Source organism: Agromyces tardus (genome assembly GCF_003710805.1).
In the GTDB taxonomy this organism is placed as follows: Bacteria; Actinomycetota; Actinomycetes; order Actinomycetales; family Microbacteriaceae; genus Agromyces; species Agromyces tardus.
In genome coordinates this window covers 16863-43714 of record NZ_RHHB01000026.1, presented here as the reverse complement: position 1 = coordinate 43714, position 26852 = coordinate 16863, and the positions used below count along the sequence as shown (strand labels likewise).

Here is a 26852-nt window from a genome sequence, read left to right as displayed (position 1 = left end):
CGTGCGTCGACGCGCGCCCTTCGCGCGCCCCGCGCCGCCGCGCCGCGCCAGCCGACCGCCGGCTCGCGGCCGGGAACGGGCATGCGCAGTAGGGTGAACCCCGTGGAGGGTTCGGTCGAGGCTCGCGTGAGCCACGAGGTCGACCGCTGGCTGGCGTGGCTTCCGCGCTGGCGACCGGGGACGCACCGCGGTCGCGTGCGCCTCTGCACGCGTTGCTTCGGCTCGCCCATCCTCGCGGCGGCCGGTCTCGACGTCGACGTGCCGCACCCCGTGCAGCACGCGTTCTCGATGCGCATGAAGGGCGTCATCGACGCCGCGGTCGATGACTACACAGCGCGGAACCTGCCGATGCTGCACCGGGAGATCCGCCTCGCCGAGGACCGCAAGGCCCGCCGACCGTATCGCGCGGGGGAGGGCCTGGACCCGGAGTTCCTGGGCCTCGACCTCGACCCGGAGCCGATGCCCGACCAGCCCTTCCTGTTCACCCTCCAGGGGCTCGAGGCGGAGACGGCCGCGGAGGCGGCCGAACCCGCGCCCCGACCGTTCACGATGGAGGAGAAGGAGGCGCTCCGGGAAGAGGTACGGCTCGCCGACGAGTTCGCGAAGCAACTGGGGCGGCGCATCTGCGTCGAGCTCGCCCAGCATCGGGAGCGCATCGGTCGCGCGGTCGTCGCGTTCGTGGAGCCGCAGGTCGCCGACCTGCTCGCCGACCTCGACCGGGAGCTCGACGCCCCGGGTTGGCCCGGCTGAGCACCGCGGCCCGTTCCGCCTGTGGAGAACAGGGCCCCGCGGCATCCGGACTCATTTGACCGCGAGGTTACGCCCCATTACCATTGATCGGGTGTGCGCTCTGCCGCGCGCTCGCATCATGCCTACGAAACCCCAGCGGATTCGGGTCGCGATGCGGGTTCTCCACGACGCACACTCGCAGGGTCCGGTCGCTCCGAGCGCCGGTCACCCCCACGGCATACCCACCACACGAAGCGCACCGCGGTTCCGCGGCGCGGGTGGGTCGTGATGTGAAATCCATCAACGCTGTCACCGTGCAGCACCAACAAGGAGAAGCAGTGCCAACCATTCAGCAGTTGGTCCGAAAGGGTCGCTCGCCGAAGGTCACCAAGACCAAGGCTCCCGCCCTGAAGGCCAACCCCCAGCAGCGCGGCGTGTGCACGCGTGTGTACACCACCACCCCCAAGAAGCCGAACTCGGCGCTCCGCAAGGTCGCCCGTGTGAAGCTCTCGAACGGCACCGAGGTCACGGCCTACATCCCCGGTGAGGGCCACAACCTGCAGGAGCACTCGATGGTGCTCGTGCGCGGCGGTCGTGTGAAGGACCTCCCCGGCGTGCGCTACAAGATCATCCGCGGCGCGCTCGACACGCAGGCCGTGAAGAACCGCAAGCAGGCCCGTAGCCGCTACGGCGCGAAGATGGAGAAGAAGTAATGCCTCGCAAGGGACCCGCTCCGAAGCGCCCCGTCGTCGCCGACCCGGTCTACGGTTCGCCCGTCGTCAGCCAGCTCGTCAACAAGATCCTCGTCGACGGCAAGAAGGACCTCGCGCAGCGCATCGTCTACGAGGCGCTCGAGAACGTCGCGAACAAGTCCGGCCAGGACGCGGTCGCCACCCTCAAGAAGGCGCTCGACAACGTGCGCCCCACCCTCGAGGTGCGCTCGCGCCGCGTCGGCGGTTCGACCTACCAGGTCCCCGTCGAGGTCAAGCCGCACCGCGCCAACACCCTCGCCCTCCGCTGGCTCACGAGCTACGCGAAGGCCCGTCGCGAGAAGACGATGACCGAGCGTCTCACCAACGAGATCCTCGACGCGTCGAACGGCCTCGGTGCCGCGGTCAAGCGCCGCGAGGACACCCACAAGATGGCCGAGTCGAACCGCGCGTTCGCCCACTACCGCTGGTAGTCGTTGGGCGGATGCCGCGAGGCGGCGCTTCGCGGCATCCGCTCACCCCCCACTTTCCACTCCTGACTTCCCCGGAGGAACCCCCGTGGCACAAGACGTGCTCACCGACCTGAGCAAGGTCCGCAACATCGGCATCATGGCGCACATCGATGCCGGCAAGACCACCACCACCGAGCGCATCCTGTTCTACACGGGCGTCAACCACAAGATCGGCGAGACCCACGACGGCGCGTCGACGACCGACTGGATGGAGCAGGAGAAGGAGCGCGGCATCACGATCACGTCGGCCGCCGTGACCTGCTTCTGGAACAAGAACCAGATCAACATCATCGACACCCCCGGCCACGTCGACTTCACGGTCGAGGTCGAGCGCTCGCTCCGCGTGCTCGACGGCGCGGTCGCCGTCTTCGACGGCAAGGAGGGCGTGGAGCCCCAGTCCGAGACCGTGTGGCGCCAGGCCGACAAGTACAACGTGCCGCGCATCTGCTTCGTCAACAAGATGGACAAGCTCGGTGCGGACTTCTACTTCACCGTCGACACGATCATCAAGCGCCTCGGCGCCAAGCCGCTCGTGCTGCAGCTCCCCATCGGCTCGGAGAGCGAGTTCGTCGGCGTCGTCGACCTCATCGAGATGCGGGCCCTCGTGTGGCCCGGCGACGCCAAGGGCGACGTGACCATGGGCGCCAAGTACGAGGTCCAGGAGATCCCCGCCGACCTCAAGGAGAAGGCCGAGGAGTACCGCCACGCGCTGCTCGAGACCGTCGCCGAGACCGACGACGCGCTGCTCGAGAAGTACTTCGGCGGCGAGGAGCTCTCGGTCGCCGAGATCAAGGGCGCGATCCGCAAGCTCACCGTCAACTCCGAGATCTACCCCGTGCTCTGCGGCTCCGCGTTCAAGAACCGCGGCGTGCAGCCCATGCTCGACGCCGTCATCGACTTCCTGCCGTCGCCGCTCGACGTGCCGGCCGTCGAGGGCCGCAACCCGCGCAACGAGGACGAGATCATCGAGCGTCACCCCGACGCCAACGACCCGTTCGCGGCGCTCGCGTTCAAGGTCGCGGTGCACCCGTTCTTCGGTCGCCTCACGTACATCCGCGTGTACTCGGGTCACCTCGACTCCGGCGGCCAGGTCATCAACTCGACCAAGGGCAAGAAGGAGCGCATCGGGAAGATCTTCCAGATGCACGCCAACAAGGAGAACCCGGTCGACTCGGTCACCGCGGGCAACATCTACGCGGTCATCGGCCTCAAGGACACGACCACGGGCGACACGCTGTGCGACCCCGACAACCAGGTCGTGCTCGAGTCGATGACGTTCCCGGCCCCGGTCATCGAGGTCGCGATCGAGCCCAAGACGAAGGCAGACCAGGAGAAGCTCGGCACCGCGATCCAGAAGCTCGCCGAGGAGGACCCCACCTTCCGCACCGAGCTCAACCCCGAGACCGGCCAGACCGTCATCAAGGGCATGGGCGAGCTGCACCTCGACATCCTCGTCGACCGCATGAAGCGGGAGTTCAAGGTCGAGGCAAACGTGGGCAAGCCGCAGGTCGCGTACCGCGAGACCATCAAGCGCGCCGTCGAGAAGCACGACTACACCCACAAGAAGCAGACGGGTGGTTCGGGCCAGTTCGCGAAGATCCAGTTCGCGCTCGAGCCCCTCGAGATCACGGCCGACAAGACGTACGAGTTCGAGAACAAGGTCACCGGTGGCCGCGTTCCGCGCGAGTACATCCCCTCGGTCGACGCCGGTTTCCAGGACGCCATGCAGTACGGCATCCTCGCCGGCTACCCGATGGTGGGTGTCAAGGGCATCCTGCTCGACGGCGCCGCCCACGACGTCGACTCCTCGGAGATGGCGTTCAAGATCGCCGGCTCGATGGGCTTCAAGGAAGCCGCTCGCAAGGCGAACCCGGTTCTGCTCGAGCCGCTCATGTCCGTCGAGGTGCGCACCCCTGAGGAGTACATGGGTGACGTCATCGGCGACCTGAACTCGCGTCGCGGTCAGATCCAGTCGATGGAGGATGCCGCCGGCGTGAAGGTCGTGCGTGCGCACGTCCCGCTCTCGGAGATGTTCGGATACATCGGCGACCTGCGGTCGAAGACCTCGGGACGCGCCGTGTACTCGATGGAGTTCGAGAGCTACGCGGAGGTCCCGAAGGCAGTCGCCGACGAGATCGTCCAGAAGAACAAGGGCGAATAGCCCTCGAACGCACGAGCCACCCGGTTCGCGTAACATATCAACACAACCCCCGTAATCCTCCGGTCGCAATCCAGCGCCCGGGGAGGTTGCACGAGTCCTGAGGAGGACCCACAGTGGCTAAGGCCAAGTTCGAGCGGACCAAGCCGCACGTCAACATCGGAACGATCGGTCACGTCGACCACGGCAAGACCACGCTCACCGCAGCGATCTCCAAGGTGCTCGCCGACAAGTACCCGTCGGCCACCAACGTGCAGCGCGACTTCGCGTCGATCGACTCCGCTCCCGAGGAGCGCCAGCGCGGCATCACGATCAACATCTCGCACGTCGAGTACGAGACGCCGAAGCGCCACTACGCGCACGTCGACGCCCCGGGTCACGCCGACTACATCAAGAACATGATCACCGGTGCTGCCCAGATGGACGGCGCGATCCTCGTGGTCGCGGCGACCGACGGCCCGATGGCCCAGACGCGTGAGCACGTGCTGCTCGCCAAGCAGGTCGGCGTGCCCTACCTGCTCGTCGCGCTGAACAAGGCCGACATGGTCGACGACGAGGAGATCCTGGAGCTCGTCGAGCTCGAGGTCCGCGAGCTGCTCTCGAGCCAGGGCTTCGACGGCGACAACGCTCCCGTCGTGCGCGTCTCCGGCCTCAAGGCCCTCGAGGGCGACGAGAAGTGGACGCAGTCCATCCTCGACCTCATGGAGGCCGTCGACGAGTCGATCCCCGACCCGGTGCGCGACAAGGACAAGCCGTTCCTCATGCCCATCGAGGACGTCTTCACCATCACCGGCCGTGGCACGGTCGTCACGGGCCGCGCCGAGCGCGGCACGCTGAAGATCAACTCCGAGGTCGAGATCGTCGGCATCCGCCCGACGCAGAAGACCACGGTCACGGGCATCGAGATGTTCCACAAGCAGCTCGACGAGGCCTGGGCCGGCGAGAACTGCGGTCTCCTGCTCCGCGGCACCAAGCGCGAGGACGTCGAGCGCGGCCAGGTCGTCGTGGCCCCCGGCTCGGTCACCCCGCACACCAACTTCGAGGGCACTGCCTACATCCTCTCGAAGGAGGAGGGCGGGCGTCACAACCCGTTCTACGCGAACTACCGTCCGCAGTTCTACTTCCGCACCACCGACGTCACCGGCGTCATCACGCTGCCCGAGGGCACCGAGATGGTCATGCCCGGCGACACCACCGACATGACGGTCGAGCTCATCCAGCCGATCGCCATGGAGGAGGGCCTCGGCTTCGCCATCCGCGAGGGTGGACGCACCGTCGGCGCCGGTACCGTCACGAAGATCCTCAAGTAGTCTTCGCGATCGCGACCACAGGGGTCGGGCCTTCGGGCCCGGCCCCTTCGTCGTCTGACGGCCGAGACCGCAGGGTCGGGTCTGCGCCGTGGTCGGGCCCGGCCCCTTCGTCGTCTGACGGCCGAGACTGCGGGGTCGGGTCTGCGTCGTGGTCGGGCCCGGCCCCTTCGTCGTCTGGCGGCCGAGACCGCGGGGTCGGGTCTGCGCCGTGGTCGGGCCCGGCCCCTTCGTCGTCCCCGGCGGGGGTCGGCCGCTACGTCGTTCGCGGGACCCTCACAGGTTCTGCTGAGGCACCCTCGGGTTACGTTGGAGGGGATGGTTCCCCCGTCGTCGTCCCCCGGGACGGCCGTGCGTCCGGAGATCCAACTGCTCCGCGCGCTGGCCGTCGGCGCGGTCGTGCTGCATCACGGCTGGCCGGCCGTCGCCCCTGCCGGGTACATGGGCGTCGACGTGTTCTTCGTCGTGTCGGGCTTCCTCATCACTGGACTGCTGCTCCGTGAGGCCGGACGAACAGGGCGCATCTCACTGCGGGACTTCTATCTGCGCCGGGCCCGCCGCATCCTGCCCGCAGCGGTCGTCGTGCTGGGGTTCGTGTCGGTCATGACCTTCCTCGTCGTGCCGCAGGCGCAATGGGCCTCCTACTTCCGGCAGGTCGTCGCGAGCGCGCTCTACGTCGAGAACTGGCAGCTCGCCGCGGACTCGCAGAACCCGCGCCGCGACGAACTCGTCTCCACCCCGGTGCAGCACTACTGGTCGCTCTCGGTCGAGGAGCAGTTCTACCTCGTCTGGCCGCTGCTCCTCATCGCCGCGCTGTGGGTCGCGCGTCGAAGCGGGAGGTCGAGCGCCCGCACGGCGCTCGTCGTGCTCGGCGTCGTCAGCGCGGCATCCCTCGTGCACTGCATCGTGCTGACCGCGCAGGACTACAACCTGGCCTACTTCTCGACCTTCGCCCGCACGTGGGAGTTCGGCGCGGGCGCACTGCTCGCCGTGGTCGCCGGCACGGTGCCAGCCGGACTCGACCGCCTGCGGTCGGCCGTGGGCTGGGCCGGGCTTGCCCTCATCGTCGTGCCCATCCTGACCTTCCGCAGCCCCGAGGCCTTCCCGGGTGTCGTGTCACTGCTGCCCGTCGTCGGTGCGCTCGCGTTCATCTGGGCGGGGATGCCGGCCGGCGCGTGGTCGCCCGCGCGGCTCAGTGCGCTCCGGCCCGTGCAGTGGACGGGCGACATCTCGTACTCGCTGTACCTCTGGCACTGGCCGATCTTCATGTTCGTGCCGTTCGTCACCGGCGTCCCCAGCCCGCCGTGGCTCATGGCGCTGCTCGTGGCCGCCTCGTTCGCCGTCGCAGCCGCGTCGAAGCGCTGGATCGAGGACCCGGTGCGGTACGGCTTCCGTGGGCGGCCGCCCCGGGCCGCCGTCGTGCTCGGCGGGGTGGCGTCCGCCGTGGCGCTCGTGGTCGCGGCGGGCGTCGTGGGCCCCGGCGTCGCCGCGGCGGAGGCCTGCGAGCGCTCGGTGCCCGCGGTCGAGTGACGGCCGGCTGCGATCGGCGGGCGGATGCCGCGCTGCGGGCGCCCGCGGCATCCGCTCGCCTGGTGGCATGCACCGGCCTGCGGCATCCGCTCGCCCCGCGTCAGACCTCGGTGCCGTCGATCGTGGTCGTGAGCTCGATCGACCCCTCGACGCTCCGCGCGACCGTGCAGCCCCGCTCGATCGCCTTCACCATGATCTCGAGCAGCTTCGCGCGCTCGTCGGGCTCGAGGGCGGAGAGGTCGACGAGCAGCTCCTCGTCGATGTGCCGGTACCGGTTGCCGTCGCGGGAGCTGCCGTGCGCCCAGATCGTCATGGGGAAGTCGTCGCCCAGCCGGCGTGCGGCGACGCGGTCGGCGCTCATGCCGGCGCAGGCCACGAGCGCGAGCTTGAGGAGCTCGCCCGGCGTGAAGTGCCCCTCGGCCTCGACGGGACCGATGAGCACCGTCGAGCCGCGCTCGTTCAGTCCCTCGTACGTGCGTGTGCCTGTGCGCGTCACCGAGACGCTGCCGGGTGCGATGCGGTCGCTCACCTGGTGGGCGTGCTCGGTCATGCGGTCTCCTGTCGTCGTCGGTCCCTCGATTCCACCACGGCGGGCGGCCCCGCGCGGACTGCCGGGAGCGCCCGGAGGGCAGCGCGTGCAGGGGCGCACGCCGGCCGCCCGGACCGCCCGCCGATGGCCGCGGGCGAGCCGCTGGCTGCGATCTGCCTGTGAGGCGCGCTGGCGCGACACGCCCGGGTTGCACGGGGGGCCCGACTGTGGCAAACTCGATGAGTTCAACATTTCGAACGGCGTGCTCTGCTGCGTGCCGTTCGAATCACTGCCAGGCAGTGCATAGCCACCGGAACAGCTCCCACGGAGCCGCACGGGTCAGGCTAGGCCGCGGGCAGCAGAACACGACAACCGACAACCAACTCGAGCATGGGTTTCCCATGCCCGTTTCGCGAGGGTGACACACCCGAGTGCGGGGGCCGGTTGGGGCTCACGGGTCGAGCGTGCCGAGGTCACCGCGCAAGCGGGGTGGTTTCGACAGGCTCGATCACGGCCTTTGACAGAAGAACAGTGGTGCTTCACACGGAGTAGCTACGCGGCGCCCGATGCCCTCGGAAGGGGTATGGCGCCTTGACAGAGAGAGAGTCCGAGATGGCGGGACAGAAGATCCGCATTCGACTGAAGTCGTATGACCACGAGGTCATCGACACCTCGGCGCGCAAGATCGTCGACACGGTGACCCGCGCGGGCGCCACGGTCGTCGGCCCCGTGCCGCTTCCGACCGAGAAGAACGTGGTGTGCGTCATCCGTTCGCCCCACAAGTACAAGGACAGCCGCGAGCACTTCGAGATGCGCACCCACAAGCGTCTCATCGACATCGTGGACCCGACGCCCAAGGCCGTCGACTCGCTCATGCGTCTCGACCTTCCGGCCGACGTCAACATCGAGATCAAGCTCTGAGGTACCAGATGTCTTCCGCTACCAAGAACGTGAAGGGCCTGCTCGGCACCAAGCTCGGCATGACCCAGGTGTGGGACGAGAACAACAAGCTGGTTCCCGTCACCGTCATCGAGATCGCGCCGAACGTGGTCACCCAGGTCCGCACCCCCGAGAAGGACGGCTACTCCGCCGTGCAGATCGCCGCGGGCGCGATCGACCCGCGCAAGGTCACGCAGCCCCTCGCCGGTCACTTCCGCGAGGCCGGCGTCACGCCCCGCCGCCACGTCACCGAGGTCCGCACCGCGGACGCCGCCTCGTACGAGCGCGGCCAGGAGCTCACCGTCGAGGGCGCCTTCGAGGCCGGCCAGCTGGTCGACGTCGTCGGCACCTCGAAGGGCAAGGGCTTCGCCGGTGTCATGAAGCGCCACAACTTCAAGGGCGTCTCCGCTTCGCACGGTTCGCACCGCAACCACCGCAAGCCCGGCTCGATCGGCGCGTCGTCGACCCCGAGCCGCGTCTTCAAGGGCATGCGCATGGCCGGCCGCATGGGCGGCGAGCGCGTCACCGTGCTCAACCTGCGCGTCCACGCCGTCGACGCCGAGAAGGGCCTGCTGCTCGTCAAGGGCGCCGTGCCCGGTGCACGCGGCCGCCTCGTTTTCGTCCGCAACGCAGTGAAGGGGGCGTAGTCCATGGCTACCGCCAACACCATCGACGTTCTCGACGCGACCGGCAAGAAGTCCGGTTCGGTCGAGCTGCCCGCCGAGCTCTTCGACGTGCAGACCAACGTGCCGCTCATCCACCAGGTCGTCGTGGCCCAGCTCGCCGCGGCGCGCCAGGGCACGCACAAGACCAAGACCCGCGGTGAGGTCTCCGGCGCCGGTCGCAAGCCGTTCAAGCAGAAGGGCACCGGTCGCGCCCGCCAGGGTTCGATCCGCGCCCCCCAGATGACCGGTGGTGGCATCGTCCACGGGCCGCAGCCGCGCGACTACGCGCAGCGCACCCCCAAGAAGATGATCGCCGCGGCACTCCTCGGCGCCCTGTCCGACCGCGCCCGCGGCGGCCGCATCCACGCCGTCGAGGCGCTGGCGGCCGGCGACGCGCCGAAGACGAAGGACGCCGTGGCCCTGCTCGGCGGCATCGCCCCGGCGAAGCACTTCCTGGTCGTGCTCACCCGCGACGAGGAGCTGTCGGAGCGCGTCGTGCGCAACATCCCGACCGTGCACGTGCTGCAGGTCGACCAGCTGAACGCCTACGACGTGCTCGTCTCCGACGACATCGTCTTCAGCACGGCCGCGCTCGAGGCGTTCATCGCCGCGAAGTCGGCCAAGAAGGAAGAGGTCTCGGCATGAGCGCCGCCCACAACAAGGACCCGCGCGACATCATCATCGCGCCGGTCGTCTCGGAGAAGAGCTACGGCCTGATCGACGAGGGCAAGTACACGTTCACCGTGGACCCCCGCGCGAACAAGACCGAGATCAAGCTCGCGATCGAGAAGATCTTCAACGTCCAGGTGGCGTCGATCAACACCCTGAACCGCCAGGGCAAGACCCGCCGCACCCGGTTCGGCATCGGCAAGCGCAAGGACACCAAGCGCGCGATCGTCACCCTCAAGTCCGGCTCGATCGACATCTTCACGGCTGTCGGCTAGGGAGCAGAGGAAGAACATGGCTATTCGTAAGTACAAGCCCACGACCCCGGGTCGTCGCGGATCGTCGGTCGCCGACTTCGCGGAGATCACGCGCTCGACGCCCGAGAAGTCGCTGCTCCGCCCGCTGTCGAAGACGGGTGGACGCAACAACCAGGGCCGCATCACGACCCGTCACATCGGTGGTGGCCACAAGCGCCAGTACCGCGTGATCGACTTCCGTCGCAACGACAAGGACGGCGTGCCCGCCAAGGTCGCACACATCGAGTACGACCCCAACCGCACGGCACGCATCGCGCTCCTCCACTTCGTGGACGGCACCAAGCGCTACATCCTCGCGCCGAACAAGCTGTCGCAGGGCGACCTGATCGAGTCGGGCCCCGCTGCCGACATCAAGCCCGGCAACAACCTGCCGCTGCGCAACATCCCCACCGGTACCGTCATCCACGCCATCGAGCTCCGCCCCGGCGGCGGCGCGAAGCTGGCGCGTTCGGCGGGCGCCTCGGTGCGACTCGTCGCCAAGGACGGCCCCTACGCGCAGCTCCGCCTGCCGTCGGGCGAGATCCGCAACGTCGACGCGCGCTGCCGCGCGACCGTCGGCGAGGTCGGCAACGCCGAGCAGTCGAACATCAACTGGGGCAAGGCCGGCCGCAAGCGCTGGAAGGGCGTCCGCCCGACCGTCCGCGGTGTCGCCATGAACCCGGTCGACCACCCGCACGGTGGTGGCGAGGGCAAGACCTCCGGTGGTCGCCACCCGGTCAGCCCCTGGGGCAAGTCCGAGGGACGCACCCGTCGCCCCAACAAGGAAAGCGACCAGCTCATCGTCCGTCGTCGTACCGTCGGCAAGAAGCGCAAGTAGGAGTAAGAGAAGATGCCTCGCAGTCTCAAGAAGGGCCCCTTCGTCGACGAGCACCTGCTTCGCAAGGTCGTCGTCCAGAACGAAGCCGGCACGAAGAACGTCATCAAGACCTGGTCGCGCCGCTCGATGATCATCCCGGCCATGCTGGGTCACACGATCGCCGTGCACGACGGCCGCAAGCACATCCCGGTGTTCGTCACCGAGACCATGGTGGGCCACAAGCTCGGCGAGTTCGCGCCCACCCGCACCTTCCGTGGTCACGTGAAGGACGACAAGAAGGGCCGCCGCCGCTAGTCGCGGTGGTGTGAAGGAGGAGAAGAAATGGTGGAGTCGATCGCCCGCGTGCGACACATCCGCGTCACCCCCATGAAGGCTCGCCGCGTCGTCAACCTGATCCGCGGCAAGCAGGCTCAGGAGGCCCTGGCCATCCTGAAGTTCGCGCCGCAGGGTGCGAGCGAGCCGGTGTACAAGCTCGTCGCCTCGGCCATCGCGAACGCTCGCGTCAAGGCCGACGCAACGAACACCTACCTGGACGAGCAGGACCTCTACGTCTCGCGTGCATTCGTCGATGAGGGCACCACCCTCAAGCGATTCCAGCCGCGTGCGCAGGGCCGTGCCTTCCGCATCAACAAGCGAACGAGCCACATCACCGTCGTGCTCGCCACGCCCGAGGAGGGTACGAAGTAATGGGTCAGAAGGTCAACCCGTACGGCTTCCGTCTCGGCATCACCACCGACCATGTGTCGCGGTGGTTCTCCGACTCGACGAAGCCCGGCCAGCGCTACGCCGACTACCTCGCAGAGGACGTCAAGATCCGTCGCCTGCTGCAGACGTCGCTCGACCGCGCGGGAGTCTCGCGCATCGAGATCGAGCGCACCCGCGACCGCGTCCGCGTGGACATCCACACGGCGCGTCCCGGCATCGTGATCGGCCGCCGCGGCGCCGAGGCCGAGCGCATCCGCGCCGACCTCGAGAAGCTGTCCGGCAAGCAGATCCAGCTCAACATCCTCGAGGTCAAGAACCCCGAGGCCGACGCCCAGCTCGTCGCCCAGGGCATCGCCGAGCAGCTCTCCGCTCGCGTGGCGTTCCGCCGCGCGATGCGCAAGGGCCTGCAGGGCGCCCAGCGCGCCGGCGCCAAGGGCGTCCGCATCCAGGTCTCCGGCCGCCTCGGCGGCGCCGAGATGAGCCGCTCGGAGTTCTACCGTGAAGGCCGTGTGCCCCTGCACACCCTCCGCGCGAACATCGACTACGGCTTCTACGAGGCGAAGACCACCTTCGGCCGCATCGGCGTGAAGGTCTGGATCTACAAGGGCGACATCACCAACAAGGAACTCGCCCGCGAGCAGGCCACCCAGAAGCCCTCGCGCGGCGACCGCAGTGACCGCCCCCGCCGTGCGCCCAAGGCGCAGGAGCCCGTGGCAGCAGGAGTTGAGGCATAACCATGTTGATTCCCCGTCGAGTCAAGTACCGCAAGCAGCACCACCCCGGCCGTTCGGGCCAGGCCACCGGTGGCACGAAGGTCACCTTCGGTGAGTTCGGCATCCAGGCCCTGACCCCCGCGTACGTGACGAACCGTCAGATCGAGTCCGCTCGTATCGCGATGACGCGTCACATCAAGCGTGGCGGCAAGGTGTGGATCAACATCTACCCCGACCGTCCGCTCACGAAGAAGCCCGCCGAGACCCGCATGGGTTCCGGCAAGGGTTCGCCCGAGTGGTGGGTCGCGAACGTCAAGCCGGGTCGAGTCCTCTTCGAGGTCTCCGGCGTCTCCGAGGAACTCGCTCGTGAGGCCATGACCCGTGCCATCCACAAGCTGCCCCTCAAGGCACGCATCATCAAGCGCGAGGAGGGCGACGCATAATGGCCGTCGGAACGAAGGAGCTCGCTCCCAACGAGCTCGACACCTTTGAAGACGAGCGACTCGTCGAGGAGCTGAAGAAGGCCAAGGAGGAGCTGTTCAACCTGCGCTTCCAGGCCGCCACCGGCCAGCTCGAGAGCCACGGACGCGTCCGCGCCGTCAAGCGCGACATCGCCCGCATCTACACGGTCATCCGTGAGCGCGAGCTCGGCATCCGGGCCACGCCCGCGCCGGTCGAGGCTCCGGCCAAGGCCGAGAAGAAGACCAAGAAGGCCAAGGCCGCGGCATCCACGGATGCTGCTGCCGAGGCAGAGACGAAGGAGGCCTGAACATGGCTGAGACCAAGAAGGCTGCGGCCGAGGTCGCCGAGTCGGCCGAGCTCGTCCGCGGGTACCGCAAGGTGCGTCGTGGCTACGTCGTCAGCGACAAGATGGAGAAGACCATCGTCGTCGAGGTCGAGGACCGCGTGAAGCACCCCCTCTACGGCAAGGTCATCCGCCGCACCTCGAAGATCAAGGCCCACGACGAGCAGAACACCGCCGGCATCGGCGACCTCGTCGTGATCAGCGAGACCCGCCCGCTCAGCGCCACCAAGCGCTGGCGCCTCGTCGAGATCGTCGAGAAGGCCAAGTAAGCCTCGCGCTTGCTTGAAAGAAGGAGTTAGAAGTGCTTCAGCAGGAATCACGACTCAAGGTCGCCGACAACACCGGCGCCAAGGAGCTGCTCACGATCCGCGTCCTCGGTGGCTCGAAGCGCCGGTACGCCGGCCTCGGTGACACCATCGTGGCGACCGTCAAGGACGCCATCCCCGGCGGCAACGTCAAGAAGGGCGACGTCGTCAAGGCGGTCATCGTCCGCACCGTCAAGGAGACCCGTCGTCCCGACGGCTCGTACATCAAGTTCGACGAGAACGCCGCGGTCATCCTCAAGAACGACGGTGACCCCCGCGGCACCCGCATCTTCGGACCGGTCGGTCGCGAGCTTCGCGACAAGAAGTTCATGAAGATCATCTCGCTGGCACCGGAGGTCATCTGAATCATGGCGAACATCAAGAAGGGTGACCTCGTGCAGGTCATCTCGGGGCGCAGCCAGGCCCGCGGCGGAGACCGCGGCAAGCAGGGCAAGGTCCTCGAGGTGCTCGTGGCGCAGAACCGCGTCGTCGTCGAGGGCGTCAACTACGTCACCAAGCACGTCCGGGTCGGCCAGACCCAGCGCGGCACGAAGACCGGTGGCATCGAGACGCACGAGGCGCCGATCCACGTGTCGAACGTGGCGCTCGTCGACCCCGAGACCAAGAAGCCGACCCGCGTCGGCTTCCGCAACGAGACCGTGACGAAGGACGGGGTCACGAAGACCGTCCGCGTCCGCTACGCGAAGAAGTCAGGTAAGGACCTGTAATGACCGACACGGCAACGCAGGCTGGCAAAATCCAGCCGCGACTGAAGACCAAGTACCGCAGCGAGATCGCGAAGAGCCTCACCGAGGCGCACGGCTACACCAACGTGCACCAGGTGCCGGGCCTCGTGAAGATCGTCGTGAACATGGGTGTCGGCGAGGCTGCTCGCGACGGCAAGGTCATCGACGGCGCCATCGCCGACCTCACGAAGATCACCGGCCAGAAGCCGCAGGTCACCAAGGCCCGCAAGTCGATCGCCCAGTTCAAGCTCCGCGAGGGCCAGCCCATCGGCGCCCACGTGACGCTGCGCGGCGACCGCATGTGGGAGTTCCTCGACCGCCTGCTCTCGCTCGCGCTTCCCCGCATCCGCGACTTCCGCGGCCTCTCGGACGCGCAGTTCGACGGCAACGGCAACTACACCTTCGGTCTCACGGAGCAGTCCGTGTTCCACGAGATCGACCAGGACAAGATCGACCGCGTCCGCGGCATGGACATCACCGTGGTGACCACTGCCAAGAACGACGACGAGGGTCGCGCGCTGCTCAAGGCGCTCGGCTTCCCGTTCCGGTCGGCCGAGGCCGCCAACTAGTACCCCCGGATGCCGCGCGCACGCGTGCGCGGCATCCGATCCGGTCCCGGGCACCCGCCCGGGCCCACACCACAGGTCAGTCCCCGTGTAACGGGTCCTGAAACCTGGTGAACGTTAGGAACCACGTCATGACGATGACCGACCCGGTCGCTGACATGCTGACCCGACTGCGGAACGCGAACTCCGCACACCACGACTCCGTGTCGATGCCCCACTCGAAGCTCAAGGCGCACATCGCCGAGATCCTCAAGAGCGAGGGCTACATCGCCGGCTTCGAGGTGACCGACGCGCGCGTCGGCAAGACCCTCACGCTGCAGCTCAAGTTCGGCCCCAACCGCGAGCGTTCGATCGCGGGCATCAAGCGCGTCTCGAAGCCCGGCCTCCGCGTGTACGCGAAGTCGACGGAGCTCCCCAAGGTGCTCGGCGGCCTCGGCGTCGCGATCCTGTCCACCTCCAGCGGTCTGCTCACCGACCGCCAGGCCGAGAAGAAGGGCGTGGGTGGGGAAGTCCTCGCCTACGTGTGGTAGTTCCATGTCACGAATCGGACGACTCCCCATCGACATCCCCGCCGGTGTCGACGTGAAGGTCGACGGCCCCGCCGTCACCGTCAAGGGCCCGAAGGGCGAGCTCTCGCTCACCGTGGCCTCGCCCATCGAGGTCAAGGTCGAGGACAACCAGGTCCTCGTCAGCCGCCCCGACGACGAGCGCACCTCGCGTTCGCTCCACGGCCTCACGCGCACCCTCATCGCCAACCAGATCCTCGGCGTCACGCAGGGCTACACCAAGGGCCTCGAGATCGTCGGCACGGGATACCGCGTCGCCCAGAAGGGCTCGGCGATCGAGTTCGCGCTCGGCTTCTCGCACCCCGTGACCGTCGAGCCGCCGGCCGGCATCACGCTGACCGTCGAGGGCAACAACAAGATCACGGTCGCTGGCATCGACAAGCAGGCCGTCGGCGAGACCGCCGCCAACATCCGCAAGATCAAGAAGCCGGAGCCGTACAAGGGCAAGGGCATCCGCTACGCCGGCGAGGTCGTGCGTCGCAAGGCCGGAAAGAGTGGTAAGTAATCATGGCCGTGAAGACCAAGACGGCAGCGCGTTCGCGCCGCCACACCCGACTTCGCAAGAAGGTCGTCGGAACCGAACAGCGTCCGCGCCTCGTCGTGACCCGCTCGGCCCGCCACGTGTTCGTGCAGGTCGTCGACGACAGCAAGGGCCGCACCGTGGCATCCGCATCGACCATGGAGGCAGACCTCCGTGCGTTCGACGGTGACAAGACCGCCAAGGCCCGCAAGGTCGGCGAGCTCGTCGCCGAGCGTGCCAAGCAGGCCGGCGTCGAGTCGGTCGTCTTCGACCGCGGCGGCAACAAGTACGCCGGTCGTGTCGCAGCGATCGCCGATGGAGCGCGAGAGGCAGGGCTCAACCTGTGAGTGAGAACACCGTGAAGGAGACCGAGGTGACCGCAGAGGCACCCGTCGAGACGGCAGCAGCCTCCGAGCCGCAGCGCAACGAGCGCGAGCCGCGTCGCGGCGGCGGCGGTGGCGGACGCGACCGCGGCCAGGGCCGCGACCGCGGCGGCCGCGACGCCGAGAAGAGCCAGTTCCTCGAGCGCGTGGTGACCATCAACCGCGTGTCGAAGGTCGTCAAGGGCGGTCGCCGCTTCAGCTTCACGGCGCTCGTCGTCGTGGGCGACGGCAACGGCCTCGTGGGCGTCGGCTACGGCAAGGCGCGCGAAGTCCCGACCGCGATCTCGAAGGGTGTCGAGGAGGCGAAGAAGAACTTCTTCCGCGTCCCCCGCGTCGGCGTCACCATCCCGCACCCCGTGCAGGGTGAGGCCGCTGCCGGTGTCGTCCTGCTTCGTCCCGCGTCGCCCGGTACCGGTGTCATCGCCGGTGGTCCGGTGCGTGCGGTGCTCGAGTGCGCCGGCATCCACGACGTCCTGAGCAAGTCGCTCGGCTCGTCGAACACCATCAACATCGTGCACGCCACGGTCGAGGCGCTGAAGCAGCTCGAGGAGCCCCGCGCAGTCGCCGCCCGTCGTGGTCTCGACTACGACCAGGTCGCTCCGGCCCGGCTGCTGCGTGCCGAGGCCCAGGCGGCCGAGGCCGCCGCAGCAGCGAAGGCAGGTGCCTGATGGCCAAGCAGCTCAAGGTGACCCAGATCAAGTCCAAGGTGAGCGAGAAGCAGTACCAGCGCGACACGCTCCGCAGCCTCGGGCTCAAGCGCATCGGCGCCTCCGTCGTCCGTGAGGACACGCCGCAGAACCGCGGCTACATCAAGACGGTCGCCCACCTCGTGAAGGTTGAGGAGATTGACTAATGGCTGACGAGAAGAACGCCACCGCCGCCGAGGAGCCCAAGAAGGCTCCCGCCAAGAAGGCTGCGGCGAAGCCCGCCGCCGAGAAGGCGCCGGCCAAGGCCGCCGCCGCCAAGGCTCCGGCCAAGGCCGCTGCTGCCAAGGCTCCGGCCAAGGCCGCTGCCGCCAAGGCCGACGCGGCTCCGGCCGAGAAGGCCCCCGCGAAGAAGGCTCCGGCGAAGAAGGCTGCCGAGAAGGACGCCGTCGACGCCAAGCGCGAGCCCGTGCTGAAGGTGCACCACCTGCGCCCGGCGCCCGGTGCCAAGAAGGACAAGACCCGCGTCGGACGCGGTGAGGGTTCGAAGGGCAAGACCGCCGGTCGCGGCACCAAGGGTTCGAAGGCCCGCAACAACATCCGCCCCGGCTTCGAGGGTGGACAGCTTCCGTACCACATGCGTGCGCCGAAGCTGCGCGGCTTCAAGAACCCGTTCCGCGTCGAGTACCAGGTGGTCAACCTGGACAAGCTCGCCGAGCTCTACCCGAAGGGCGGCGACGTCACCGTCGCCGACCTCGTCGACAAGGGTGCCGTCCGCAAGAACGAGCGCGTCAAGGTGCTCGGCAACGGCGACATCCAGGTGAAGCTCAACGTCGAGGTCGACAAGGTCTCCGGCTCCGCGGAGCAGAAGATCGTCGCCGCCGGCGGATCGGTAAAGTAGACAGCTGCACCACTTCAAGTTCGAGCCTGTCGGGACCTCGCGTATGATTCACGGGGGTCTCGACAGGCTCGAGCCGCATTTGAGCTGACTCCACGACGGAGCAACAGGAGGACGAGTGTTCAACGCCATCGGGCGGATCTTCCGCACGCCGGATCTTCGCCGCAAGATCGGGTTCACGCTGGGTATCGTGGCCCTGTTCCGGCTCGGATCCTTCATCCCGGCGCCGTTCGTGGACTTCTCGAACGTGCAGGCGTGTCTCGCGGCCAACCAGGGCGCATCGGGTCTCTACGAGCTCGTCAACCTCTTCTCGGGCGGCGCCCTGCTGCAGCTCTCGATCTTCGCGTTGGGCATCATGCCCTACATCACCGCGTCGATCATCGTGCAGCTGCTGCGCGTGGTGATCCCCCACTTCGAGACCCTCTACAAGGAGGGCCAGGCCGGCCAGGCCAAGCTCACCCAGTACACGCGCTACCTCACCATCGCGCTCGGCGTGCTGCAGTCCACGACGCTCATCACGGTGGCCCGCTCGGGCGCACTGTTCCCGTCGAACTCGGCCCCCGAGTGCTCGCAGCTCATCACGAACGACGCCTGGTACGCCATCCTCCTCATGGTCATCACCATGACCGCCGGCACCGGCCTCATCATGTGGATGGGCGAGCTCATCACCGAGCGCGGCATCGGCAACGGCATGTCGCTGCTGATCTTCACGTCGATCGCCGCGCAGTTCCCGGGCTCGCTCACCGCCATCGCGATCTCGCGCGGCTGGGACATCTTCGCCATCGTGCTCGTCGTCGGCCTCGCGGTCGTCGTCGCGGTCGTGTTCGTCGAGCAGTCGCAGCGGCGCATCCCGGTGCAGTACGCCAAGCGCATGGTCGGGCGGCGCACGTACGGCGGCAACAACACGTACATCCCGATCAAGGTCAACATGGCCGGCGTCGTGCCCGTCATCTTCGCGTCGTCGCTCCTGTACCTGCCCGCGCTCATCGCGCAGTTCAATCAGCCCGCCGCGGGCGAGACGCCGCAGGCCTGGGTGGTGTGGGTCACGAACAACCTCACCAAGGGCGACCACCCGCTCTACATGCTCCTCTACTTCCTGCTCATCGTCGGGTTCACGTACTTCTACGTCGCGATCACGTTCAACCCCGACGAGGTCGCCGAGAACATGAAGAAGTACGGCGGCTTCATCCCCGGCATCCGTGCCGGACGCCCGACGGCCGAGTACCTCGACTACGTGCTCACCCGCATCACCCTCCCCGGGTCGATGTACCTCGGCATCATCGCCCTGTCGCCGCTGATCGCGTTCGCGCTCGTCGGCGCCGACCAGAACTTCCCGTTCGGCGGCGCGTCGATCCTGATCATCGTCGGCGTCGGACTCGAGACGGTGAAGCAGATCGACGCCCAGCTGCAGCAGCGCCACTACGAAGGACTCCTCCGATGACGCACTCCGCCCGGTTCCTGATCGTCGGCCCGCAGGGCTCCGGCAAGGGCACGCAGGGCGTGCTCGTCGCCGAGGCCTTCGGCGTCCCGCAGGTCGCCACCGGCGACATCTTCCGCGAGAACGTCAAGGGCGGCACCGAGCTCGGCAAGCAGGTCCAGGAGATCATCGAGGCCGGCCACCTGGTGCCCGACGAGCTCACGAGCGAGCTCGTCCGGGACCGCCTCCAGCAGCCGGATGCCGCGGGCGGATTCCTCCTCGACGGGTATCCCCGCAACCGGGGGCAGGTCGACGACCTCGACGCCTTCCTCGCATCCCGCGGCGAGTCGCTCGACGCCGTCATCGAGCTCGTCGTGCCGCGCGAGGAGAGCATCGCCCGCATCACGCAGCGCGCCGTCGAGCAGGGTCGCACCGACGACACCGAAGAGGTCATCGCGAACCGCCTCGCGATCTACGAGCGTGAGACCGCGCCGATCCTCGACGTGTACCGCGAGCACGGCCTCGTGGTGGAGATCGACGGCGTGGGCACGCTCGACGAGGTCACGGGGCGCATCTTCGCGGCGCTCGCGGAGCGCGGTCTCGACGCCGCCGACCGCGGCGGCAACGGCGCGGCCGCCTGACCTCCCGCGTGTTCGGGCGCACCCGCTCCATCTACAAGTCGCCGCACGAGCTCCGCGCGATGATCCCGGCGGGCGCGGCGACCGCGGCGGCCCTCGCCGAGGCGCGCGATCGCATCGTCGTGGGTGCCACGCCGCTCGAGGTCGACGCGGCGGCCGACGAGGTCATCCGCTCGCTCGGCGGCCGCTCGAACTTCCAGCTCGTCCCCGGATACCGTCACACGCTGTGCATCTCGGTCGACGACGACATCGTGCACGGCATCCCGGGCGACCGCCCCTTCCGGCCGGGCGACATCGTCTCGGTCGACGGCGGGGCCGAGGTCGACGGCTGGAACGGCGACGCCGCCTTCACCGTCGTGCTGCCCGACCCCGCGCGCCCCGACGTGGTGGCCGCCCGGGAGGCGCTCGCCGCCGCCGCGGAGCGTTCGCTGTGGCACGGGATCGCCGCGCTCGCATCCGCCCGTCACCTGCACGAGGTGGGTGCCGCAATCGAGGACGCGGTGGAGGCGGCCGGCGACTACGGCATCATCGAGGGCTACGGCGGCCACGGCATCGGCAGGTCGATGCACGAGGAGCCGAGCGTGTACAACCACCGCGTGCGGGGGCGCGGCCCCGCGGTCCGCCCCGGACTCGTCGTGGCGATCGAGCCGATGATCGTGGCCGGCGCCATCGACACCGTCGTGCGCGACGACGGCTGGACGGTCACGACGTCCGACGGTGCCGACTCCGCCCACGTCGAGCACACGGTCGCGGTGCACGACGGCGGCATCTGGGTGCTGACGGCGCCGGACGGCGGCGCAGCGGGGCTCGCGCCGCTCGGCGTCGTGCCCGTGCCGATCACCTGACGCGCCGCCTCACGGGGCCATGAGGTGGGCCAGCTCGGTGAGCAGGCCGCCGTAGTCGACGGCGCCGCGCACGAGCCGCCGCACGTTCTCCGGCTCCGAGAACGCCTCGACGAACTGGTCGAACACCTCCTGGAACTCGGCGCGGCCGCTCTCGGCGAAGGCGATGAGCGCCACCACGTGCACGCGGGATCCGCCCCAGTCGATGGGCACGTCGTCGATGGCGAACGCGATGGCGCTGCGCGTCGCGGTCATCGTCATCGCGTGCGGCACCGCGAGGAGCTCGGTGAAGGCGGTCGACGACATGCGCTCGCGCTCGAGGGCGCCGTCGACGTAGCTCTCGTCGATGAGGCCCGCGTCGATCATGCGGTCGCCGAGCAGGCGGATGACGTCGTCGCGGGTGCGGCCGCGCATGCCGCGCACGAAGAGTTCGGGGCCGGTCGTGCGGGAGAGGGTCGCTGCGAGGCGAGCGCGGCGCCGGGCCACGCGGATGCGGGTGAGCTCGTTGCGCACCCGATCGAGGTCGCCCTCGGTCGGGAACGGCGCGACCACCACGGTGTGCGCGTGCGGCCGCGTGGGCGGGATGACGGCCACGAGCAGCTCGATGTCGGCGTCGCCGGGCGAGGCGGATGCTGCGGCGTCGAGCGCGACGAGCTCCACGTCGTCGCCCGTCGCCGACCGGAGGCGCTCCAGCAGCACCGAGCGCGCGTCGTGATACGCCGGAGCGGCGACGCCGACGCGCACGGTCTCGCCGCGGGACCGCGTGCGCTCGAGGTGCGCCCCGAGGTGCATCGCGAGGTAGGCGATCTCGTCGTCGTTCACGGTGATGCCCTCGAGTCGCCCCAGCTCGCTCGCGAGGTACACGGCGAGGTCGTAGATGAGCGGGTAGGCCGCCTTGATCGCCGCGGTGAGCGGATTGCGCGAGTAGCTGCGGTCGGCGGCGCGCACGGCGAGGTTGTCGACGTGCAGCGCGAGCCGGTTGATGAACTCGTCGTCGCCGAGGTCGATGAGGTAGTCGGCCGAGATGCGGCGCACGATCTCCTGCAGCACGACGACGCGCGCCGAGACGCCGCCCGCCCCGCCCTCCACGGACACCGCGTCGATCCGGCGGGTCGCGGCCCGCGTCGCCACGAGGCGCGAGATGTGGTCGAGCTCGGCCGGGTCGAGCGACACCCCGAAGTGGGAGACCACGAGGTCGCCCACGAGTCCGGCGAGCGGCTCGGAGCCCTGCGCGTCGGCACCCGGTGCGTCGGGGCCCCCCATCGCGACCGCGGCATCCGTCGCGTCCGCGGCATCCGTCACGACCGCGGCATCCGTCGCCGCCGCGCCCGTCGCGGTCGCAGCAGTGGCGCCCGTCGGGTCGGTGGGGTCATCGAGGTGCCGGTCGCGCCCGATCCGGTCGAGGGCGATCGCGAGGTGCAGCAGCACGTCGTCGAGCGTGTACTCGTTGGGCGCGTAGCCGGCCGCGTCGAGGGCGGCGACGAGCTCGCCGCGGAAGCCGTCCATCGCGGGGAAGGAACGTCGCAGCTCGTCGAAGCCGAGCACGCCCCGGTCGCCCTCCTCGCGCACGAGGGCGCTGATGAGCCGCCGCATGGCGCTCTCGGGCCCCTCCAGCCGCACCGTCGCGCCCTCGCGCCGCAGCCGCAGCCCGATGCCGTCCAGCCGAGTGCGCACGCGGCCGAGGTCGGCCTCGATCGTCGACTCGCTCACGTGCATTCCGTCGGCTGCCGCGTGCACGTCGAGGCCGTCGGGCGCGTCGACGAGGTCGCGGATGAGGCGCGCGAGACGCGCGGCGGGGGAGCCCTCGGCGCTCGCGGCGGATGCCTGCGCGACGCGTTCCGCCCAGGCGGCGCGGTCGAGCCGGTATCCCTCGGGCCCGGACTCGATGAGCACGCGTCCGCCGTCGTTCGCGCGGGCGACGTAGCTGCGGATCGTGCGGGGCGTCACGTCGAGCCGGGTGGCGAGGGAGGATGCGGTCGTCCAGCCGTCGGCGCTCGCGAGGACCTCCGCGAGTCGCTCCCACTTGTCTGGCACGTCGCTCCCGTGATGGTCGGATGCCGCCCCGCGGCCTCGTCGGGCGGACGCTGACAGTCAACCACCGCCCACCGCCCCGTGGCACCACATCGACGGAACCTTCCGGGGGGCAGGAAGGAAACCTGGTGGCGGGACCGGTCGCTCGAGAGGCACCATCGAGGTGTTCGCGGCATCCGCCGCAACCGATCGACGGAGACCGGGCGAGGCCGGCGAGGAGGCAGGCATGCGGATCATCGTGGTGTGCGGTGCGGGTGCGTCGAGCACCTTCGTCGCGCTGCGCGTGCGCCGTGCCGCCGACGCGAGGGGCCTCCGGGTCGACGCGCGTGCCGCCGCCGAGGCGGGACTCGCCGAGGCGCTCGACGGTGCGGACGTGCTGCTCGTCGGCGCGCACCTCGGCGACCGCGTCGACGCACTGCGCGAACTCGCGGCCGCGGCATCCGTGCCCGTCGCCGTGCTCCCCGCGGGAGCCACGGCGGCAGATGGCGACGACGCGCTCGATCTCGCCCTCGACACCGTCGGGGGTCGGTCGTGAACGACCGCCGGGCGCGCGCCGCCGTTCCCACCGCGCGCTTCGAGGGCTATGGTGAAGGCGGGAACGGAAGCCAACGACGGAGACCGGAATCATGGTGGAACGCACAGTTCGAATCGGATCGACCCACGGCCTGCACGCACGGCCCGCGAAACTCTTCACCCAAGCCGCCGCGGCATCGGGGTCGTCTGTCACCATCAGCAAGGCCGGTGGCACTCCCGTCAATGCGGCGAGCATCCTCGGGGTCATCTCGCAGGGCATCGACTTCGGCGATGAGGTCACCCTCGTCGTCGACGGCGGCGACGAGCAGCGCGTGCTCGACGAGCTGGTGGAGCTGCTCAGCACCGACCACGACGAATAGCTCGACGCATCCGTCGCCCAGTCAACCGAACGGAGAGGGCGCGTGATGGAGATCAAGGGCACGGGCATCGGCCTGGGTGTGGCGGTCGGCTCGGTGGTGCGGATGGCCGATCGGCTGCCCGAGCCGGTCGACCGGGCGAGCCACCTCGACCCCGAGCGTGAGGCCGAGCGGGCGAAGGCATCGCTGTCGGTCGTCGCCGAGGAGCTGAACCGCCGCGGCCGGCAGGCCGGCGGAGCGGCGCAGGACGTGCTCGAGGCGCAGGCCATGATGGCCGAGGACCCCACGCTCATCGACGACGTCGTGAAGCGGCTCGCCGACGGCAAGACCGCCGAGCGCGCCGTGTTCGAGGCGTTCGCCGCCTTCCGCGACATGCTCCTGGGCATGGGCGGCTACATGGGCGAGCGCGCGGCCGACCTCGACGACGTGTCGCAGCGGGTCGTCGCGCACCTGCTCAAGCTCCCGGCGCCGGGCGTGCCGAACCCCGGCCACCCGTTCGTGCTCGTGGCCCGCGACCTCGCGCCCGCCGACACGGCGATGCTCGACCTGACCCAGGTGCTCGGGCTCGTCACGTCCGACGGCGGCCCCACCTCGCACACCGCCATCCTCGCCCGCGAGAAGTCGATCGTCGCGGTCGTCGGCGCAGCGGATGCCGCGAGCCTCGCCGACGGCGACATGGTCATCGTCGATGCGGCCAACGACCTCGTCGTGACCGATCCCACCCCCGAGCAGGTCGCCGACGCGACCGAGCGCATCGCCGAACGGGCCGCCCGCGAGGCCGCCCCCGTCACTCCCGGCGCGCTCGCCGACGGCACGCCCGTGCCGCTTCTGGCCAACCTCGGCTCCGCAGACGGCGCCGCGGAGGCCGTCAAGCTCGGCGCCGAGGGCGTGGGCCTGTTCCGCACCGAGTTCCTCTTCCTCGACGCGAACACCGCGCCGAGCGTGCGCGAGCAGCAGGAGCAGTACACGCGGCTCCTCTCGGCGTTCCCCGGCAGCAAGGTCGTCGTCCGCGTGCTCGACGCCGGAGCCGACAAGCCCCTCGCGTTCCTCAACGCCAACGAAGAGGAGAACCCCGCGCTCGGGCTCCGCGGCATCCGCGCGCTGCGCCACTCGGAGGTCATCCTGCGCGAGCAGCTCACGGCGCTCGCCGCTGCGGATGCCGCGACCGACGCCGACCTCTGGGTCATGGCGCCGATGATCGCGACCGTCGACGAGACCCGCTACTTCACGACGCTCTGCGCCGAGCTCGGGATCCGCTACGCCGGCGTCATGGTCGAGACCCCGTCGGCCGCGCTGATCGCCGACCGCATCCTCGACGTCGCCGCGTTCGCGTCGATCGGCACCAACGACCTCACGCAGTACACGATGGCGGCCGACCGGCTCCTCGGCACCGTCGCGAACCTGCAGGACCCCTGGCATCCCGCCGTGCTGCGCCTCGTCGGCGAGGTCGGCGCCGCCGGAGCCGAACGCGGCAAGCCCGTCGGCATCTGCGGCGAGGCCGCCGCCGACCCGCTGCTCGCCGTCGTGCTCGTGGGCCTCGGCGCCACGAGCCTGTCGATGTCACCGTCGGCACTCGCAGATGTCCGCGCCTCCCTCGCGCGGTACACCCCGGACGACGCGAAGGCGATCGCCCGGGCCGCCTTGGCCGCTGAGGGAGCGGCCGAGGCGAAACTCGCGGCGAAGGACGCCGCATCCGAGATCACCACGGCGCGGGCGACCGCACCGTGACCACGAGAGAGGCACTGACATGACAACGTCGTCTGCAGACACGAAGCGGCCGGGGGGAGCACGCGTCGCAGTCCAGAGGTTCGGGTCGTTCCTGTCCAACATGATCCTGCCGAACATCGCGGCGTTCATCGCCTGGGGCATCGTCACGATGTTCTTCATCCCGGCCGGATTCACGCCGAACGAGTCCCTCGCGGAGCTCGTCGGCCCGATGATCATCTACCTGCTGCCCCTGCTCATCGCCAACCAGGGCGGCCGGCTGGTCTACGACACCCGCGGCGGCGTCGTGGCCTCCATCGCCACGGTCGGCGTGATCGTCGGCACCGACATCCCGATGTTCCTCGGCGCCATGATCATGGGCCCGCTCGCCGCGTGGCTCATGAAGCAGGTCGACCGGATCTGGGAGGGGAAGATCAAGGCCGGCTTCGAGATGCTGGTCAACAACTTCTCCGCCGGCATCCTCGGGTTCGCCCTCGCCATCGTGGGCTACCTGGCCTTCGGGCCGGTCGTCGAGGCGCTGAGCAACGGCCTCGAGGCGGCCGTCGACTGGCTCGTGAAGCTGTCGCTGCTGCCGCTGCTCAGCATCCTGGTCGAGCCCGGCAAGGTGCTGTTCCTGAACAACGCGATCAACCACGGCGTGTTCACCCCGATCGGAACCCAGCAGGCCAGCGAGACGGGCAAGTCGATCCTGTTCCTGATCGAGGCGAACCCCGGCCCCGGCCTCGGCATCCTGCTCGCGTTCACGTTCTTCGGCGTCGGCCTGGCCCGTGCGAGCGCTCCCGGCGCGATCATCATCCAGTTCTTCGGCGGCATCCACGAGATCTACTTCCCGTACGTGCTCATGAAGCCGATCCTGATCCTCGCCGCGATCGCGGGCGGCATGACGGGCGTCGCGACCAACGTGCTGTTCAACAGCGGACTCCGAGCACCGGCGGCTCCGGGCAGCATCATCGCGGTGCTCGCCCAGACCGCGCCCGACAGCTACGTCGGCGTGATCCTCTCGGTCATCCTCTCGGCGACGGTGACGTTCGTGATCGCGTCGATCATGCTCCGTGCGAGTCGCAAGCGCGACCTCGCGAAGGAGGGCGCCGGCGACCTGGCGGCCGCGATCGCGCAGACCGAGGCCAACAAGGGCAAGTCGAGCAGCGTGCTGCAGGGCCTCGCGGCCGAGGGCGTCGCCGCCGGCGGCGACCTCATCACGGAGGGCGAGGAGGCCGCGTTCCAGCGGAAGCCGATCCACACGATCATCTTCGCCTGCGACGCGGGAATGGGATCGAGCGCGATGGGTGCCACGGTCCTCCGCAACAAGATCAAGAAGGCCGGCATCGACAGCGTCACGGTGACCAACCGCGCGATCGCGAACCTCACCGACGACGTCGACCTCGTGATCACGCACCAGGACCTCACCGACCGGGCGCGCGGGCAGTCGCCGAACGCGCTGCACGTGTCGGTGGAGAACTTCATGAATTCGCCGAAGTACGACGAGATCGTGAACCTGCTCCAGAGCGAGGGCGTGCGCTGATCGTCGCACCGCCCGGCTGACCGACCGCCGCGGTGGCCTCCCGTCCCAGGGGGCCAC

At 69.2% G+C, this 26852-nt stretch carries 35 protein-coding genes; 33 read left to right on the top strand and 2 right to left on the bottom strand.

The window, feature by feature from the left end; genetic code table 11:
* From EDM22_RS12740 to EDM22_RS12715, 6 genes are all read left to right on the top strand, one after another.
* The coding region (locus tag EDM22_RS12740; protein ID WP_342768523.1) for a hypothetical protein at positions 1–750 on the top strand (750 nt) is incomplete at its 5' end.
* A 317-nt stretch (positions 751–1067) separates the two neighbouring features.
* Positions 1068–1442: a 30S ribosomal protein S12 gene (gene rpsL / locus EDM22_RS12735; protein ID WP_022889720.1), complete on the top strand. Its 375-nt coding sequence runs from the start codon at positions 1068–1070 to the stop codon at positions 1440–1442.
* Positions 1442–1912, top strand: coding sequence for a 30S ribosomal protein S7 (gene rpsG / locus EDM22_RS12730; protein ID WP_122937464.1), 471 nt, complete (start codon positions 1442–1444; stop codon positions 1910–1912). The genes rpsL and rpsG overlap by 1 nt, the downstream gene beginning before the upstream one ends.
* An 85-nt stretch (positions 1913–1997) precedes the next feature.
* Positions 1998–4112 carry an elongation factor G gene (gene fusA / locus EDM22_RS12725; RefSeq protein WP_122937463.1) on the top strand — a complete coding sequence of 705 codons (2115 nt, stop codon included), beginning with the start codon at positions 1998–2000 and terminating at the stop codon, positions 4110–4112.
* 113 nt (positions 4113–4225) lie between these two features.
* Complete coding sequence (tuf, locus tag EDM22_RS12720) at positions 4226–5419, top strand: elongation factor Tu (protein ID WP_122937462.1); 1194 nt, start codon at positions 4226–4228, stop codon at positions 5417–5419.
* Positions 5420–5734: 315 nt separating this feature from the next.
* Entirely contained in the window at positions 5735–6946 is a 1212-nt protein-coding gene (locus EDM22_RS12715; protein WP_122937461.1) for an acyltransferase family protein, read from the top strand.
* Positions 6947–7046: 100 nt separating this feature from the next.
* On the opposite strand, the gene EDM22_RS12710 is transcribed toward EDM22_RS12715, so the two are convergent.
* A complete protein-coding gene (locus tag EDM22_RS12710; RefSeq protein ID WP_122937460.1) occupies positions 7047–7496 on the bottom strand; it encodes an OsmC family protein in 450 nt (149 codons plus the stop codon).
* 591 nt (positions 7497–8087) lie between these two features.
* Here EDM22_RS12710 and rpsJ point away from each other — a divergent pair.
* The 23 genes from rpsJ to map all read left to right on the top strand — a co-directional run bounded on the left by rpsJ (position 8088) and on the right by map (position 20630).
* Entirely contained in the window at positions 8088–8396 is a 309-nt protein-coding gene (rpsJ, locus tag EDM22_RS12705) for a 30S ribosomal protein S10 (protein ID WP_017201594.1), read from the top strand.
* Positions 8397–8404: 8 nt separating this feature from the next.
* A complete protein-coding gene (rplC, locus tag EDM22_RS12700; protein WP_122937459.1) occupies positions 8405–9061 on the top strand; it encodes a 50S ribosomal protein L3 in 657 nt (218 codons plus the stop codon).
* Between the two features lie 3 nt (positions 9062–9064).
* Complete coding sequence (gene rplD, locus EDM22_RS12695) at positions 9065–9724, top strand: 50S ribosomal protein L4 (RefSeq protein ID WP_122937458.1); 660 nt, start codon at positions 9065–9067, stop codon at positions 9722–9724.
* A complete protein-coding gene (rplW, locus tag EDM22_RS12690; protein ID WP_122937457.1) occupies positions 9721–10023 on the top strand; it encodes a 50S ribosomal protein L23 in 303 nt (100 codons plus the stop codon). The genes rplD and rplW overlap by 4 nt, the downstream gene beginning before the upstream one ends.
* A gap of 16 nt (positions 10024–10039) precedes the next feature.
* Complete coding sequence (rplB, locus tag EDM22_RS12685; protein ID WP_122937456.1) at positions 10040–10879, top strand: 50S ribosomal protein L2; 840 nt, start codon at positions 10040–10042, stop codon at positions 10877–10879.
* A 12-nt stretch (positions 10880–10891) separates the two neighbouring features.
* Positions 10892–11173, top strand: a complete 282-nt coding sequence (gene rpsS / locus EDM22_RS12680) for a 30S ribosomal protein S19 (RefSeq protein WP_018171448.1) — start codon at positions 10892–10894, stop codon at positions 11171–11173.
* Between the two features lie 27 nt (positions 11174–11200).
* Positions 11201–11566, top strand: coding sequence for a 50S ribosomal protein L22 (gene rplV / locus EDM22_RS12675; protein ID WP_122937455.1), 366 nt, complete (start codon positions 11201–11203; stop codon positions 11564–11566).
* Positions 11566–12318, top strand: a complete 753-nt coding sequence (gene rpsC / locus EDM22_RS12670) for a 30S ribosomal protein S3 (protein WP_122937454.1) — start codon at positions 11566–11568, stop codon at positions 12316–12318. The genes rplV and rpsC overlap by 1 nt, the downstream gene beginning before the upstream one ends.
* Before the next feature lie 2 nt (positions 12319–12320).
* Positions 12321–12740, top strand: coding sequence for a 50S ribosomal protein L16 (gene rplP / locus EDM22_RS12665; protein ID WP_122937453.1), 420 nt, complete (start codon positions 12321–12323; stop codon positions 12738–12740).
* On the top strand, positions 12740–13066 hold the full coding sequence (gene rpmC, locus EDM22_RS20180) for a 50S ribosomal protein L29 (RefSeq protein ID WP_122937452.1): 327 nt from the start codon (positions 12740–12742) through the stop codon (positions 13064–13066). Before rplP ends, rpmC begins: the two co-directional genes overlap by 1 nt.
* A gap of 2 nt (positions 13067–13068) precedes the next feature.
* Positions 13069–13371, top strand: coding sequence for a 30S ribosomal protein S17 (rpsQ, locus tag EDM22_RS12655; RefSeq protein WP_122937451.1), 303 nt, complete (start codon positions 13069–13071; stop codon positions 13369–13371).
* 32 nt (positions 13372–13403) lie between these two features.
* The gene (gene rplN / locus EDM22_RS12650; protein ID WP_122937450.1) at positions 13404–13772 is read left to right on the top strand and encodes a 50S ribosomal protein L14; all 369 of its coding nucleotides are present in this window, start codon (positions 13404–13406) and stop codon (positions 13770–13772) included.
* A 3-nt stretch (positions 13773–13775) separates the two neighbouring features.
* Positions 13776–14135 carry a 50S ribosomal protein L24 gene (gene rplX / locus EDM22_RS12645; RefSeq protein WP_122937449.1) on the top strand — a complete coding sequence of 120 codons (360 nt, stop codon included), beginning with the start codon at positions 13776–13778 and terminating at the stop codon, positions 14133–14135.
* On the top strand, positions 14135–14722 hold the full coding sequence (gene rplE / locus EDM22_RS12640) for a 50S ribosomal protein L5 (RefSeq protein ID WP_122937448.1): 588 nt from the start codon (positions 14135–14137) through the stop codon (positions 14720–14722). The genes rplX and rplE overlap by 1 nt, the downstream gene beginning before the upstream one ends.
* Positions 14723–14850: 128 nt before the next feature.
* Positions 14851–15249, top strand: a complete 399-nt coding sequence (gene rpsH / locus EDM22_RS12635) for a 30S ribosomal protein S8 (RefSeq protein ID WP_122937447.1) — start codon at positions 14851–14853, stop codon at positions 15247–15249.
* A gap of 4 nt (positions 15250–15253) precedes the next feature.
* The gene (rplF, locus tag EDM22_RS12630) at positions 15254–15790 is read left to right on the top strand and encodes a 50S ribosomal protein L6 (RefSeq protein WP_122937446.1); all 537 of its coding nucleotides are present in this window, start codon (positions 15254–15256) and stop codon (positions 15788–15790) included.
* A 2-nt stretch (positions 15791–15792) separates the two neighbouring features.
* Positions 15793–16152 carry a 50S ribosomal protein L18 gene (gene rplR, locus EDM22_RS12625; protein WP_122937445.1) on the top strand — a complete coding sequence of 120 codons (360 nt, stop codon included), beginning with the start codon at positions 15793–15795 and terminating at the stop codon, positions 16150–16152.
* The gene (rpsE, locus tag EDM22_RS12620; RefSeq protein ID WP_122937444.1) at positions 16149–16856 is read left to right on the top strand and encodes a 30S ribosomal protein S5; all 708 of its coding nucleotides are present in this window, start codon (positions 16149–16151) and stop codon (positions 16854–16856) included. The genes rplR and rpsE overlap by 4 nt, the downstream gene beginning before the upstream one ends.
* A complete protein-coding gene (gene rpmD / locus EDM22_RS12615; RefSeq protein ID WP_122937443.1) occupies positions 16856–17041 on the top strand; it encodes a 50S ribosomal protein L30 in 186 nt (61 codons plus the stop codon). Before rpsE ends, rpmD begins: the two co-directional genes overlap by 1 nt.
* Entirely contained in the window at positions 17041–17733 is a 693-nt protein-coding gene (rplO, locus tag EDM22_RS19860; protein ID WP_122937442.1) for a 50S ribosomal protein L15, read from the top strand. Before rpmD ends, rplO begins: the two co-directional genes overlap by 1 nt.
* Positions 17734–17848: 115 nt before the next feature.
* Positions 17849–19171, top strand: coding sequence for a preprotein translocase subunit SecY (secY, locus tag EDM22_RS12605; protein ID WP_122937441.1), 1323 nt, complete (start codon positions 17849–17851; stop codon positions 19169–19171).
* Positions 19168–19788, top strand: a complete 621-nt coding sequence (locus EDM22_RS12600) for an adenylate kinase (RefSeq protein WP_122937440.1) — start codon at positions 19168–19170, stop codon at positions 19786–19788. The genes secY and EDM22_RS12600 overlap by 4 nt, the downstream gene beginning before the upstream one ends.
* Before the next feature lie 8 nt (positions 19789–19796).
* Positions 19797–20630, top strand: a complete 834-nt coding sequence (gene map / locus EDM22_RS12595) for a type I methionyl aminopeptidase (protein WP_281274085.1) — start codon at positions 19797–19799, stop codon at positions 20628–20630.
* Positions 20631–20639: 9 nt separating this feature from the next.
* On the opposite strand, the gene EDM22_RS12590 is transcribed toward map, so the two are convergent.
* Positions 20640–22661 (bottom strand): BglG family transcription antiterminator, encoded by a 2022-nt coding sequence (locus EDM22_RS12590; RefSeq protein WP_122937439.1) that lies wholly within the window; start codon positions 22659–22661, stop codon positions 20640–20642.
* 223 nt (positions 22662–22884) lie between these two features.
* Between EDM22_RS12590 and EDM22_RS12585 the strand changes: the two genes are divergently transcribed.
* From EDM22_RS12585 to EDM22_RS12570, 4 genes are all read left to right on the top strand, one after another.
* On the top strand, positions 22885–23193 hold the full coding sequence (locus EDM22_RS12585) for a PTS sugar transporter subunit IIB (RefSeq protein ID WP_122937438.1): 309 nt from the start codon (positions 22885–22887) through the stop codon (positions 23191–23193).
* Between the two features lie 91 nt (positions 23194–23284).
* Positions 23285–23551 (top strand): HPr family phosphocarrier protein, encoded by a 267-nt coding sequence (locus EDM22_RS12580; RefSeq protein ID WP_122937437.1) that lies wholly within the window; start codon positions 23285–23287, stop codon positions 23549–23551.
* 45 nt (positions 23552–23596) lie between these two features.
* Complete coding sequence (gene ptsP, locus EDM22_RS12575; protein ID WP_122937436.1) at positions 23597–25276, top strand: phosphoenolpyruvate--protein phosphotransferase; 1680 nt, start codon at positions 23597–23599, stop codon at positions 25274–25276.
* A 19-nt stretch (positions 25277–25295) separates the two neighbouring features.
* Positions 25296–26795: a PTS mannitol transporter subunit IIBC gene (locus tag EDM22_RS12570; protein WP_122937435.1), complete on the top strand. Its 1500-nt coding sequence runs from the start codon at positions 25296–25298 to the stop codon at positions 26793–26795.
* The last annotated feature ends 57 nt before the right edge of the window (positions 26796–26852 follow it).

Excerpts from the sequence above, each read along its gene's own strand:
- rplC (WP_122937459.1), top strand. The coding sequence starts at position 8,405 with ATGTCTTCCGCTACCAAGAACGTGAAGGGCCTGCTCGGCACCAAGCTC.
- EDM22_RS12580 (WP_122937437.1), top strand. The coding sequence starts at position 23,285 with ATGGTGGAACGCACAGTTCGAATCGGATCGACCCACGGCCTGCACGCA.
- rplX (WP_122937449.1), top strand. The coding sequence starts at position 13,776 with ATGGCGAACATCAAGAAGGGTGACCTCGTGCAGGTCATCTCGGGGCGC.
- EDM22_RS12585 (WP_122937438.1), top strand. The coding sequence starts at position 22,885 with ATGCGGATCATCGTGGTGTGCGGTGCGGGTGCGTCGAGCACCTTCGTC.
- ptsP (WP_122937436.1), top strand. The coding sequence starts at position 23,597 with ATGGAGATCAAGGGCACGGGCATCGGCCTGGGTGTGGCGGTCGGCTCG.
- rpsQ (WP_122937451.1), top strand. The coding sequence starts at position 13,069 with ATGGCTGAGACCAAGAAGGCTGCGGCCGAGGTCGCCGAGTCGGCCGAG.
- rpsC (WP_122937454.1), top strand. The coding sequence starts at position 11,566 with ATGGGTCAGAAGGTCAACCCGTACGGCTTCCGTCTCGGCATCACCACC.
- EDM22_RS12570 (WP_122937435.1), top strand. The coding sequence starts at position 25,296 with ATGACAACGTCGTCTGCAGACACGAAGCGGCCGGGGGGAGCACGCGTC.
- rpsG (WP_122937464.1), top strand. The coding sequence starts at position 1,442 with ATGCCTCGCAAGGGACCCGCTCCGAAGCGCCCCGTCGTCGCCGACCCG.
- rpsH (WP_122937447.1), top strand. The coding sequence starts at position 14,851 with ATGACGATGACCGACCCGGTCGCTGACATGCTGACCCGACTGCGGAAC.
- rplO (WP_122937442.1), top strand. The coding sequence starts at position 17,041 with ATGGCTGACGAGAAGAACGCCACCGCCGCCGAGGAGCCCAAGAAGGCT.
- rplV (WP_122937455.1), top strand. The coding sequence starts at position 11,201 with ATGGTGGAGTCGATCGCCCGCGTGCGACACATCCGCGTCACCCCCATG.
- rplB (WP_122937456.1), top strand. The coding sequence starts at position 10,040 with ATGGCTATTCGTAAGTACAAGCCCACGACCCCGGGTCGTCGCGGATCG.
- rpsJ (WP_017201594.1), top strand. The coding sequence starts at position 8,088 with ATGGCGGGACAGAAGATCCGCATTCGACTGAAGTCGTATGACCACGAG.
- EDM22_RS12715 (WP_122937461.1), top strand. The coding sequence starts at position 5,735 with ATGGTTCCCCCGTCGTCGTCCCCCGGGACGGCCGTGCGTCCGGAGATC.
- rpsS (WP_018171448.1), top strand. The coding sequence starts at position 10,892 with ATGCCTCGCAGTCTCAAGAAGGGCCCCTTCGTCGACGAGCACCTGCTT.
- EDM22_RS12600 (WP_122937440.1), top strand. The coding sequence starts at position 19,168 with ATGACGCACTCCGCCCGGTTCCTGATCGTCGGCCCGCAGGGCTCCGGC.
- rplF (WP_122937446.1), top strand. The coding sequence starts at position 15,254 with ATGTCACGAATCGGACGACTCCCCATCGACATCCCCGCCGGTGTCGAC.
- rplD (WP_122937458.1), top strand. The coding sequence starts at position 9,065 with ATGGCTACCGCCAACACCATCGACGTTCTCGACGCGACCGGCAAGAAG.
- rpmD (WP_122937443.1), top strand. The coding sequence starts at position 16,856 with ATGGCCAAGCAGCTCAAGGTGACCCAGATCAAGTCCAAGGTGAGCGAG.
- rplR (WP_122937445.1), top strand. The coding sequence starts at position 15,793 with ATGGCCGTGAAGACCAAGACGGCAGCGCGTTCGCGCCGCCACACCCGA.
- rplP (WP_122937453.1), top strand. The coding sequence starts at position 12,321 with ATGTTGATTCCCCGTCGAGTCAAGTACCGCAAGCAGCACCACCCCGGC.
- rpmC (WP_122937452.1), top strand. The coding sequence starts at position 12,740 with ATGGCCGTCGGAACGAAGGAGCTCGCTCCCAACGAGCTCGACACCTTT.
- EDM22_RS12710 (WP_122937460.1), bottom strand. The coding sequence starts at position 7,496 with ATGACCGAGCACGCCCACCAGGTGAGCGACCGCATCGCACCCGGCAGC.
- rplW (WP_122937457.1), top strand. The coding sequence starts at position 9,721 with ATGAGCGCCGCCCACAACAAGGACCCGCGCGACATCATCATCGCGCCG.
- rplE (WP_122937448.1), top strand. The coding sequence starts at position 14,135 with ATGACCGACACGGCAACGCAGGCTGGCAAAATCCAGCCGCGACTGAAG.